A 9,762-nucleotide genomic window follows, 5' to 3' on the forward strand; every position below is an offset into this window, starting at 1 on the left:
TTTTTATTTGCTTGTAGAATACTTTTTTGGCTTTATACCAATATGTGCTTCAAATAATCTTGAAAAATGGCTAAGATTTGAGAAACCTAAACGATAACCTGCTTCCGACACTGACAAGTTTTCTTCTCTGATCAGATAGGCTGCCTTTTTCATTCTGAAACTTTGGTAATAGTTGTAAATACTGTTTCCAAATACCTGTTTAAAAAGGCGCTTTAATTTAGATTCACTCATACCTGAAAGTTCAGGAAGTTTAGGAGGAGTGTCAATGTCTGAAAGGAGCTGATCCTTGATCTCATAGATCCTTTTAACATCAGCAACATTCAACCTTTGCAAGGTAGTGTCCTGTCTTTTCAGTAACTCCAGGAACAATAAGTAAATAAGTTCTTCGGCTTTTATTTTGTAATATAAATCCTGTAGTTCTTTTGGAGGATTTGCAGTGACAATACCAGTCCCGATTTCTTGTATTTGTGGCGAAATTGTTTCTTCAAATAAAAATGGCTGATTGCCGGAAGTTATCATTTGCAAAAGTGTATCTCCCATTTTTGGTTTCAGCAATTCCTTTAAATAATCTGTACTTACAGTAATCACTATTGAATTGATTTTTTTGTTGGCAGGAAGATATTCAATATTAAATCCAGTAGTGGCTACCTGTACGGACGGTAACCATTTTCTGTTTGATGATGATTGCAACAACAAGTTTTTTATATCTTCTTTTGATTGATAAATATTGTGAAAAGCAATCATTACAAATTTACTTTCTTCTGTACCCATTCCTCTGTTCAGTACCCAGTCATTTTTCAACTCATATTGCCGCACGATTAGTCGTAATCCAGAATTGATAAAAAAGCCTTTAATATAACCAGTGCCCATGTCTGAAGGCACGTAGGTCATACCATTTTCCAGATTATCTCCAATCAACTTTGCTGGGTCTTTTTAAATCTCATTTTTCTCTTCAGAATCTGGTCTCATAGTTTTGGCCGGATAGAACTATTATTTGATCAAATCAAGCTATTTTGTTTTTTATCGGTCGCGTAAATTTGTGTTATTAATTATTTATAGCTGGATTTTTAAGATATTTTCAGAGTCATATTTTTTGCAAATCTAATTTTCAACCATATATTGATTTCCTGTTTTCGGAATCTTACAATTTTATGCTGATATGCGGGGGTACTTTTACATCATTAAATTAATCTAAAAAAAATAATGATGAAACGTTTTATCAAAATAACCGCCCTGACGATTGTCGGACTGACTTTAATAATAACCATACTGGAAATGAGCAGTTCTTATAAAGTTACCAGAACTATCCATGAAGATGCCCCGGTAATTACGAGGTTACAAGTAGTCGTTGATGCTCCGGTAGAAACGGTCTGGAAAGTTTTTGCTGATGTCAATAACTGGTCTCAATGGCAAAAAGAAATTTCAGAGAGTAAAATTGAGGGCCCTTTCCAGGTAGGAACCTCTTTTAATTGGAAGACACACGGACTCACCATTCGTTCAACTTTCCATACTGTGGATGTCAATAATGAAGTGGGGTGGTCTGGTCCGGCATTAGGAGCTTTTGCAATCCATAACTGGCACTTTATCAGACAAGGAAACCATACCGTTGTAAAAGTTGAGGAAAGTATAAGGCTGGTTGGTCTGGTTGCTGAAAAACCGCTTTCAGACAGTAAACAGGGGCTCTCTCAATTATTGGTTAATGGCTTTAAAAACAGCTTCTGAAAAGAAAAATATCCTTCCTGATCCTGATTCATTTTAATGATTCCAGCATTTGAGCGAGTTCGGCAGGCATAGTTATCATAGCATCATGCCCTGTTTTTAACTCCAGGTACTTCCAATCCTTACTGACCTTTGTTTCGTCTGCAAATGGCTTGATGGCCCGGAGTTCTGGATTTATACAGGCAATGTAAGTGAGCGGTAGTTGGTTGCCATATGGATGTTTTTAGTACTAAAGATTGCGTAAAAGTTCTATAAGGTTGATTTGTTAAACGTTCATTTACCCATTTAATATCATGTGCGTTGGTTACACCAAAGAACTCAGCCGAAAGAAACGGAAGGCTTAATCCTTTGTCAAATTGCATGGCGGACTTTTTATCTGCCCGGTTTAGCCTTCTTAAAAATTCTTTTCCTTCCTTGTCAGATCAAATGTTGGGCAAGATACTTTCATAATTTATTGCAAGCCAGTTGATTGATAAAACTATTTTAGAAGAAAAGGCCCCCATGAAGATTATATATACCCCAACCTTAAAGGGGATGGAGTTATTGCAGATAATTGATGACCTGCATAAGTGGGGGTTAAAGTGGTAATGATTCAAGGGAGATAAAAAACGATATGTTTTAACAATGTATTACAATAAAAAGATGGAATATTGAAAAAATATACCTTTTTTTTATTGTAACCCAAAATCGTATTCATATTTTACGCGAGTATTAAAGGTTTAACATGGCGTCAGGTTTTTTTGCAATTTTGGATGATATAGCGGCCTTAATGGATGATGTTGCAGTGACAGCTAAAGTCGCTACAAGTAAAACTGCTGGTATTTTGGGTGACGATTTAGCTGTCAATGCAGAAAAGGCTACTGGTTTTCTGTCTTCACGTGAATTACCTGTGCTTTGGTCAATTACTAAAAGGCTCATTAATTAATAAGCTTATTATCGTTCCCATCGCGCTACTATTAAATTTGTTTTTTCCTATTGCTATTAAATTTATCCTGGTTTTAGGAGGATTTTACTTAGCTTATGAAGGAGTTGAAAAAATAATCGAATACTTTTTTCATCGCTCAAAGGCAGGTCATGAAGTGGTGGCAGAGATTAAAAAGGATGATAGTGATGCAGAGAAAGTGAAAATTAAATCTGCTGTAATGACCGATTTTATTTTATCTGTAGAGATTGTGATTATCGCACTGGGAACTGTTTTGGAACAAAGTTTACCTATACAGATTCTAACTGTTTCAATTGTTGCTATTCTGGCTACAATTGGTGTTTATGGCATAGTTGCAATTATTGTAAGAATGGATGATACGGGGTACAAATTGATTAATCGTTTTGATGATAAAAGTTTCTTTGCAAGTATAGGACACTTACTTGTTAAATCTTTGCCCCTTATTATCAGAGTTCTAAGTGTGGTTGGAACAATTGCTTTGATCCTGGTTTCAGGTGGTATTTTTGTTCATAACATTGAATATTTGCACCATTTATTTCCAAATATATCATCAATAATTAAAGAGTTTACGATTGGATTGATTGCTGGATTAATTGTGGTCGCAATTACCATGGGTGGTAAAAAGGTAGTTTCATTATTTAAGAGATAACCAGCGGGGAAAATAAGAAGCACTAATAAGGCTGTTACGAAAATCTTAGATTTAAAAATAAAAAAGAGTTATGTTTAAACAATTCTGCAAATACAACAATTGGGCAAATTCACTTTTGCTAGGTGCGTTAAAGGCAAATTCCAGCACGCTTCCCGAATCAAGTATTACTTTGTTCAGTCATATCGTGAATGCCCAAAAGATCTGGACATGCAGAATCAATAACATTGTACCTGAAGTAGCAGTATGGCAAGTACATGATCTTGAAACCTGCACTGTACTTCTTGAGGAAAGTGCAGATGCACTCTCAAAAATGGTATCCAGAAACAACAGACTCCCGTGTTATAAAATATGTAATCTCAAATGGTGACCATTATGAAACGTCCGTTTATGATATTTTGCTGCACGTTTTTAATCATGGCACCTACCATCGGGCACAGATAGCTAAAGAAATGAAGCTGCACAATATTACGCCAGTTAATACAGATTACATCCAGTTTGTCAGGCTGTAATATTCTTTGAGACTGGTTATTAAATGATGGAATTTCTGAACTCTAAAGGTGAAAGCCTGGTTTTTGTCTTGAATAATTTACTGAATGACTGCGGACGTTCAAAGCCCAGTGTATAAGCAATTTCACTGACTGATAAATCTCTTGTAGACAACTTTTCCTTTGCTTTTTCAATCAGCTTTTCGTGTAGGTGCTGCTGGTTACTTTGACCAGTTAGGTAATCTTCTTTATTTTCTTTGCTAAGGACGTATTCCATAGAAAATCAGGATAGATATATAGTAAACCAATAGTAGTTAGCCGTGAAGCCGTGAGGAGATGTGTGTGTCACCCACTGCCTGAATTGTAAAATTGTCAATGTCTTGAATAAGGGTGCTTTAATTAGCTTTTCATTTGAGCAGTTTGATGCCTTTTTAAATGCGACGAAAGATCTTGAATTCGAGAACTACATTGAGCAAAATCCTGATGGGATGGACGTGGTGATTTTAGCTTCACCTTTTCCTGAGATCAGCCTCGTTTTTACACGCGTAGAATGGGATGAGTTCTTTGGTGCACTTAATCATGCTGCTTACATGAGGCAAATATATCAAATGGTGCACGATTAGTCATTTTGACTCCTGACATAGGGTTGTCATCCTATAGATTTAGATTTGTTTGCAAATTTAAGATAATGATTAAAAAAGATATAGAAACTTTTTGTCCGTCAAGTCAGCAGGTCTGGAGACAATGGTTAATGGAACACCATGATTTAAAACAAGATGTTTGGCTTGTTTATTATAAAAAGAAAGCTAATGTTCAGACAGTAACTTACAGCGATGCTGTTGATGAAGCACTTTGTTTTGGCTGGATAGATAGTACAAGAAAATCTATTGATGACGACACCTTTATGCAGTTTTTCTGCAGACGCAAAGTAAATAGTGTTTGGTCAAAGGTTAACAAGGGAAAGGTGCAGCAATTAATTGATAGCGGGCTGATGACTAAGAAAGGTTTCGAAAGTATTAAAACTGCAAAACAAAATGGTTCATGGATAATCTTGGATGAGGTAGAGGAATTAAAAATACCAGAAGACTTAGTTAACGAATTCAAAAACAAACCTGGTTCAGAAAAGTACTTTTTAAGTATGAGCAGGTCAGTTAGAAAAAGTATTTTACAATGGCTTGTTCTTGCTAAACGATCAGAAACCAGGCAAAAAAGAATTACAGAAATTGCAGAACTTGCTTCTCAGGAACTGAGACCTAAACAGTTTAGGTGAAAGAAAGACAGCTTAAGAAGCCCTTCTGAGGCTCCTTGAAAAAGTAAAAGAGAATAAAATAAACATTTCAGATAGGAATTTTTCTCTTTCAACTCCTTTGCTACTCCTTTAATAAAAAGGTAATTGACAGTTCCTCCAATTACACCACCTATTACTGGTACCAGACGCTGACTAGTTTTGGAACCTAAACCCATAAGGATTTTCTCTGCAACTTCCTCCATGAGGTTCTTACTCAGGGCAAGTTTGGTGTCCGCTTTGACTGATGAAGCCACAATTTTAAAGAAATCATCAAAACTAATTTTATATCTGCCGGTATTGTAGTAAGAAATGGCCAGTGTTACCCGGAATTGCTGAGCGATGATGTTAATCACATCAAGAGGAGTGCCAATCAGCATGGTTCCAATACCTCCTACGCCAGTGATTAAGCCAGAGCCTGCTGCCAGTAATGCACATTGATTGATAAATCTTTCGATTCCCATAGTATCCACACCCTTTTTGATGTTTAATTGATCAATCTGGTTAAAAACCTGTTTAAAACCACCTTCAGCAAGATGCTTAAAACCACCCGGGACATCTTTTTTTACTTTCCTAAAATTAACCTGCTTTAACGATGGTAATTTCATTTTTCTTGATTTGATACCCGTGTATACACTACTTTCATGCCAGAGTATCCTGATTTTTCATAAACCGTCTATAAAGGAGATATAATTCAGTGCACTTTTTTCTATTCTTTCAGGAGTAGCCTGATGCTCCGCCCCATAAAAAGCAAAGCACGATTTATAATCAGCTTTAACATAATCAAACGTTATTTCAAACGGAGATGTTAATTGCTGAAGTGTATATTTATATCTTCCTGATACGCGATAATCTTCTTCATTTATACCTACGGTAATACTTAAGGCAATCTTTTTGCCCTTCAATTTATAAGAACCGCCTGATCCATATGCCCATCCATGAGTTAATACCACATCGAGCCATTTCTTGAAAAGCGGCGGACAATTAAACCAATAAAAAGGAAATTGAAATATAATCTTATCGTGAGATTCTACCCATAATAACTGCTCTTGCTCAAATATCGATCTTTTCATCTGGATATAAACTGTGCAGATCACGCACGCTATACTTTTTGGGATATTTTTTTAATTCTTCAATCCATCGTTTATTGATTACTGAGTTTTCCGGATCCGGATGAATAATAATTACCAGGGTTTTCATGTTATAATTTTTAGAGGATATGATATCTTAATTTGTTGGAACAAATATAAATTTTATTAAAAGGCTGGTCAATAAGTGGCTAATTAATCATTTGGTGACCAATTAATCACCATGCATTAAACTATCTGTTTGTGTATTTTTACGGTTCTGAAAATAGAATTAAGCTTAATATGTATCAACGAAAAATTCCAATTGACTATGAGTGTGGTCTTAGTATAGCAATGGAAGTGATAGGTTCTAAATGGAAGTTTTGTATACTTGATGAAATTTCGAAAGGAATAAAACGTCCCAGAGATCTGGTCAACTCGATCAATGGGATCACCAAACGGGTTTTGCAAAAACAACTCAGTGAATTGAATTACATGGGGTTTTAGGGAAAACAATCTATGCAGAAGTTCCACTGAGGGTGGAATACTTCCTTACCGAATCTGGACAATCACTTTTACCATTAATTTCAGCTGTCGATAAATGGGGATTGAGTTTTTCATCACAATTGAAAACTATATTGGAAAGAGAAGACTACTAAACTTTTTGAATATAATTGTTAAAGAAGAAACTTATGGAAATTAAACGAAGTGGCTCACAGCCTTCAGGTAAAGGACCTGCAGAATATTTCACGGGATCAGTAAGAATTGATCCGCTTATTAATCCACCAGAACCTTCCCGTGTGGCGATGGCACTTGTTACTTTTGAACCAGGTGCCCGCACTGCATGGCATACGCATCCCTTTGGTCAGACACTGATTGTGACCGCAGGCTCTGGCTGGGTACAACGTGAAGGTGATAAAAGAGAAGAAATTTATCAGGGTGATGTGATATACTTTCTTCCGGGAGAAAAGCACTGGCACGGAGCTAGGTACTACTACAGCTATGAGCCATATTGCTATCCAGGAGAAGTTAGACGGTTCACCGGTCGATTGGATGGAACAGGTGACTGATGAGCAGTACAATGGATTTAATAAAGAAAGAATCCTGTAATCATGTGATCACAGGATTCGATAAATTATGGATAGAGGATATTTACCCCTGCAATATCTTTTGCCGAAAGCCCATTTCTTTGCTTGGTGAAAGTTGTGCCATCCAGCTTTGTAATTGTAAGGTCTCCGTTTTTTGAAAATTCATAGGAATCGTACATCATAATTGACCCGAAGTCAAAACTTCCTTCTTTAATTTCAAAATTATACTCATTTCCATTTGTTATATTATCTTCATTAATAATAACGTATTGATTGATCCCGGTCTGTTCTGGTTTGCTCATGACAAGGTCCAATTGCGTGGCCAATTTCGTGAATCGTTTTGCCTAAGGAGCAATTACCTAATGTAACATACTGGCGTCCGCCTGACATACTAACATTGGAAGAACAGCCATCTCCGGATCTGAAACGGACATAGTTTTTTTCTTTTTTCCGTTTAACAAAATAAAGATTTGTATTGTCTTCCCAATGCTTTATAGCACCGCTTACCCAATCTTGCTTGGTGGCTGACAGATTATCATCCAAATCATAATAAACGGTGTCTTCAGGCCATGATTTATTAAAATCACCGGTTCTGATTCCGGTTGATTCATACTCCTGTTTCAGATAGTCTACTTACTGATCAGTTAAGATCATGTCACCACCCATAATATGGGAGCCATCTTTTTTTTACCAGATGAATTGTTTTGTTACCTTTTCCAATGGTAATAAGCTCGCCCTTTGTATTGGGTAAAGCTTCTTCAATGTTACAGTGGCAATCCTGTGGTTCGGAAGCTTTTGTCTCTGAATTGTTTTGTTTCTTACATGCACTCAGGCTTAGCAGAAGTGCAGTCGTCATAAGAATCGATGTTTTGTTCTTAGTGTTTGTTTTAGGTAATAGGATTTCATGAATTTATCATGGATAATAAAATGATTAATCATCCAATATAAACAAGACAGTTAACTGCTGCTAAACAGGTAAATGCATGAGAAATATTTTACTGGAAACAAAAAAGGAGCTATGATGTGACTAATATTTTTTTTCCTTCTACACGGAAATGTACATGATTGAAGTTCAGGATTTCGAGTAATTTTTTAAGGTTCATATTACGATAAATTTCTCCTGAAAATGATCTTTCCGGTGGCATTCCCTGGTACACAATTTCTACATTGTACCATCTTCCAACCGCCCGCATCACAGTCTGGATATCGGCATCATTTAAAAATTAAAAGTCCATTTTTCCAGGCGGCTGCTTCATTTTTATCTACTATACCGACTGTCAGCTTTCCTTGCTCAAGCTTACTCTGCTGACCAGGTTTTAGTCTTACAGAATCATTGGTCATAGTTTTTTGATTAAACACATTCACGATTACAGATCCTTCAAGAAGTGTTGTCTGGACGTTTGGTTTATCTGTATAGGAATTTATATTAAAATGAGTGCCCATAACCCTGACTTCCTATCTTTTACTTCTTAGAAATTGCCTGGCTTTTTATAGGCGTGGCTTTGCAAAATATTTTTGTATCTATTGTAAATTTCATTGTAAGCGTTCGTCTCCAGTGTTTAACCGAATAACAAGTTTCTGATCCGTAAGTTTAGTATCGCTTTTGATGCCAACCTTCAGCAAAATAGACTTAGATTTATAACTCATTATGGTACATAGATCTATATTGTAATAAACTTAATATTCTAAGTTAGAATTTCTGATTTGATTTTGTACTCTTAAAAAGAAAAAGGATTTTATAAAAAAAATTAGGTACATGGAGTATCTATTGTAAATGATAAATTTTATATGAAAATTAAATTAAAGTTAAAAAAAGAAGTAATTGCAAAATTATCTGATGGTCAGGAAAAGAAAGATTATTTTGGTGCAAGGCCTGAAGTTGGACGTCCTACACAACCTACTATTCAGACTATAATTGATTGTATGTCCCACAGATGCTAATTGATGTTCAGTAAGTATTTGTGATTATGCTGTCTTCGGTATTTATTGGAGACAGCTTGATTTGACCTTGAAATTATAGAGGGATATCGGCGTAACTAACCGTGGTAAACTCTTGAGGCATTTATCTTTCCGTTACTAATTTCAAGTACTTCGGCTATCAGCATATCCGGTTCTCCTTCTACTGTTCTTATATACTCCATAAAAATACGCTGTTCATTGGCGGTGAATGAAGTGGGTTGATAACGCAGGGTAGGTAAACGGTCAAATGAATCTTTCCACCATTGGCGGAGAGCTGCTTTACCCCGTATTAGTCCTTCTGTATCGGGTTGTCTTATTTTTAATTTCGGACTGAAATGTATAGCCTGATCATCGTACAATGCCAAAAGTCCTTCAAGGTTTTGTGTATTGAAGGCATCAAACCATTGTTGTGCGATGTACTCGAAAGCAGGACTTTTCATAGTATCAGTATCAGATTTAGGTGGCAAATTAAGTAAAATATGTTTAGACATAGTGTAACCCCTCCTAAAAATCGAACTGTAAAAGATGCGAAAATTCGTAACTTTGATTGAACCAAAGAAGAAAAGC

Annotated in this window: 20 protein-coding genes and 2 pseudogenes; 11 read left to right on the forward strand and 11 right to left on the reverse strand. The window is 36.0% G+C overall.

Annotated features, from left to right (window positions below; genetic code table 11):
* Positions 1 to 3: 3 nt before the first annotated feature.
* Positions 4 to 918 carry a helix-turn-helix domain-containing protein gene (locus ACWYN3_RS37840; protein ID WP_456218796.1) on the reverse strand — a complete coding sequence of 305 codons (915 nt, stop codon included), beginning with the start codon at positions 916 to 918 and terminating at the stop codon, positions 4 to 6.
* 285 nt (positions 919 to 1,203) lie between these two features.
* On the opposite strand from ACWYN3_RS37840, the gene ACWYN3_RS37845 reads away from it, so the two are divergent.
* A complete protein-coding gene (locus ACWYN3_RS37845; RefSeq protein WP_456218797.1) occupies positions 1,204 to 1,722 on the forward strand; it encodes an SRPBCC family protein in 519 nt (172 codons plus the stop codon).
* A 119-nt stretch (positions 1,723 to 1,841) separates the two neighbouring features.
* Here ACWYN3_RS37845 and ACWYN3_RS37850 read toward each other — a convergent pair whose 3' ends face one another.
* Positions 1,842 to 2,081, reverse strand: a complete 240-nt coding sequence (locus tag ACWYN3_RS37850) for a hypothetical protein (protein WP_456218798.1) — start codon at positions 2,079 to 2,081, stop codon at positions 1,842 to 1,844.
* A gap of 103 nt (positions 2,082 to 2,184) precedes the next feature.
* Here ACWYN3_RS37850 and ACWYN3_RS37855 point away from each other — a divergent pair, with 103 nt between their 5' ends.
* From ACWYN3_RS37855 to ACWYN3_RS37875, 5 genes are all read left to right on the forward strand, one after another.
* On the forward strand, positions 2,185 to 2,307 hold the full coding sequence (locus tag ACWYN3_RS37855; RefSeq protein ID WP_456218799.1) for a winged helix-turn-helix transcriptional regulator: 123 nt from the start codon (positions 2,185 to 2,187) through the stop codon (positions 2,305 to 2,307).
* A 160-nt stretch (positions 2,308 to 2,467) separates the two neighbouring features.
* Positions 2,468 to 2,644 (forward strand): DUF808 family protein, encoded by a 177-nt coding sequence (locus ACWYN3_RS37860; protein WP_456218800.1) that lies wholly within the window; start codon positions 2,468 to 2,470, stop codon positions 2,642 to 2,644.
* A gap of 37 nt (positions 2,645 to 2,681) precedes the next feature.
* On the forward strand, positions 2,682 to 3,311 hold the full coding sequence (locus tag ACWYN3_RS37865; protein WP_456218801.1) for a DUF808 family protein: 630 nt from the start codon (positions 2,682 to 2,684) through the stop codon (positions 3,309 to 3,311).
* A 70-nt stretch (positions 3,312 to 3,381) separates the two neighbouring features.
* The gene (locus tag ACWYN3_RS37870) at positions 3,382 to 3,678 is read left to right on the forward strand and encodes a hypothetical protein (RefSeq protein ID WP_456223348.1); all 297 of its coding nucleotides are present in this window, start codon (positions 3,382 to 3,384) and stop codon (positions 3,676 to 3,678) included.
* Positions 3,608 to 3,820, forward strand: a complete 213-nt coding sequence (locus tag ACWYN3_RS37875; protein WP_456218802.1) for a DinB family protein — start codon at positions 3,608 to 3,610, stop codon at positions 3,818 to 3,820. The genes ACWYN3_RS37870 and ACWYN3_RS37875 overlap by 71 nt, the downstream gene beginning before the upstream one ends.
* Before the next feature lie 19 nt (positions 3,821 to 3,839).
* On the opposite strand, the pseudogene ACWYN3_RS37880 reads toward ACWYN3_RS37875, so the two are convergent.
* Positions 3,840 to 4,034, reverse strand: a pseudogene (locus tag ACWYN3_RS37880) (helix-turn-helix domain-containing protein); the annotation flags it as partial.
* Between the two features lie 142 nt (positions 4,035 to 4,176).
* Here ACWYN3_RS37880 and ACWYN3_RS37885 point away from each other — a divergent pair.
* Both ACWYN3_RS37885 and ACWYN3_RS37890 read left to right on the forward strand, forming a co-directional pair.
* Positions 4,177 to 4,419 (forward strand): hypothetical protein, encoded by a 243-nt coding sequence (locus ACWYN3_RS37885; protein WP_456218803.1) that lies wholly within the window; start codon positions 4,177 to 4,179, stop codon positions 4,417 to 4,419.
* 65 nt (positions 4,420 to 4,484) lie between these two features.
* Positions 4,485 to 5,066 carry a YdeI/OmpD-associated family protein gene (locus ACWYN3_RS37890; protein WP_456218804.1) on the forward strand — a complete coding sequence of 194 codons (582 nt, stop codon included), beginning with the start codon at positions 4,485 to 4,487 and terminating at the stop codon, positions 5,064 to 5,066.
* Here ACWYN3_RS37890 and ACWYN3_RS37895 read toward each other — a convergent pair.
* From ACWYN3_RS37895 to ACWYN3_RS37905, 3 genes are read right to left on the reverse strand one after another with little or no spacing between them, the layout of a single operon-like run.
* On the reverse strand, positions 5,036 to 5,689 hold the full coding sequence (locus ACWYN3_RS37895; RefSeq protein WP_456218805.1) for a hypothetical protein: 654 nt from the start codon (positions 5,687 to 5,689) through the stop codon (positions 5,036 to 5,038). The genes ACWYN3_RS37890 and ACWYN3_RS37895 overlap by 31 nt on opposite strands.
* A gap of 57 nt (positions 5,690 to 5,746) precedes the next feature.
* Positions 5,747 to 6,154, reverse strand: a complete 408-nt coding sequence (locus ACWYN3_RS37900) for an NAD(P)H-dependent oxidoreductase (RefSeq protein ID WP_456218806.1) — start codon at positions 6,152 to 6,154, stop codon at positions 5,747 to 5,749.
* Positions 6,135 to 6,281, reverse strand: a complete 147-nt coding sequence (locus ACWYN3_RS37905; RefSeq protein ID WP_456218807.1) for an NAD(P)H-dependent oxidoreductase — start codon at positions 6,279 to 6,281, stop codon at positions 6,135 to 6,137. Before ACWYN3_RS37905 ends, ACWYN3_RS37900 begins: the two co-directional genes overlap by 20 nt.
* A gap of 221 nt (positions 6,282 to 6,502) precedes the next feature.
* Between ACWYN3_RS37905 and ACWYN3_RS37910 the strand changes: the two are divergent.
* Both ACWYN3_RS37910 and ACWYN3_RS37915 read left to right on the forward strand, forming a co-directional pair.
* Positions 6,503 to 6,807, forward strand: a pseudogene (locus ACWYN3_RS37910) (winged helix-turn-helix transcriptional regulator).
* 33 nt (positions 6,808 to 6,840) lie between these two features.
* Entirely contained in the window at positions 6,841 to 7,218 is a 378-nt protein-coding gene (locus ACWYN3_RS37915; RefSeq protein ID WP_456218808.1) for a (R)-mandelonitrile lyase, read from the forward strand.
* Between the two features lie 65 nt (positions 7,219 to 7,283).
* Here ACWYN3_RS37915 and ACWYN3_RS37920 read toward each other — a convergent pair whose 3' ends face one another.
* From ACWYN3_RS37920 to ACWYN3_RS37935, 4 genes are all read right to left on the reverse strand, one after another.
* Positions 7,284 to 7,562, reverse strand: coding sequence for a M12 family metallopeptidase (locus tag ACWYN3_RS37920; RefSeq protein ID WP_456218809.1), 279 nt, complete (start codon positions 7,560 to 7,562; stop codon positions 7,284 to 7,286).
* Positions 7,492 to 7,779: a M12 family metallopeptidase gene (locus ACWYN3_RS37925; protein ID WP_456218810.1), complete on the reverse strand. Its 288-nt coding sequence runs from the start codon at positions 7,777 to 7,779 to the stop codon at positions 7,492 to 7,494. Before ACWYN3_RS37925 ends, ACWYN3_RS37920 begins: the two co-directional genes overlap by 71 nt.
* Before the next feature lie 473 nt (positions 7,780 to 8,252).
* On the reverse strand, positions 8,253 to 8,429 hold the full coding sequence (locus tag ACWYN3_RS37930; RefSeq protein WP_456223291.1) for a DUF4974 domain-containing protein: 177 nt from the start codon (positions 8,427 to 8,429) through the stop codon (positions 8,253 to 8,255).
* 19 nt (positions 8,430 to 8,448) lie between these two features.
* Entirely contained in the window at positions 8,449 to 8,679 is a 231-nt protein-coding gene (locus tag ACWYN3_RS37935; RefSeq protein WP_456218811.1) for a hypothetical protein, read from the reverse strand.
* Between the two features lie 345 nt (positions 8,680 to 9,024).
* On the opposite strand from ACWYN3_RS37935, the gene ACWYN3_RS37940 reads away from it, so the two are divergent.
* Positions 9,025 to 9,177: a hypothetical protein gene (locus ACWYN3_RS37940; protein ID WP_456218812.1), complete on the forward strand. Its 153-nt coding sequence runs from the start codon at positions 9,025 to 9,027 to the stop codon at positions 9,175 to 9,177.
* A 95-nt stretch (positions 9,178 to 9,272) separates the two neighbouring features.
* On the opposite strand, the gene ACWYN3_RS37945 is transcribed toward ACWYN3_RS37940, so the two are convergent.
* On the reverse strand, positions 9,273 to 9,635 hold the full coding sequence (locus tag ACWYN3_RS37945; protein ID WP_456218813.1) for a nuclear transport factor 2 family protein: 363 nt from the start codon (positions 9,633 to 9,635) through the stop codon (positions 9,273 to 9,275).
* Positions 9,636 to 9,762 lie beyond the last annotated feature (127 nt).

The organism is Pedobacter sp. NJ-S-72, from assembly GCF_053890575.1.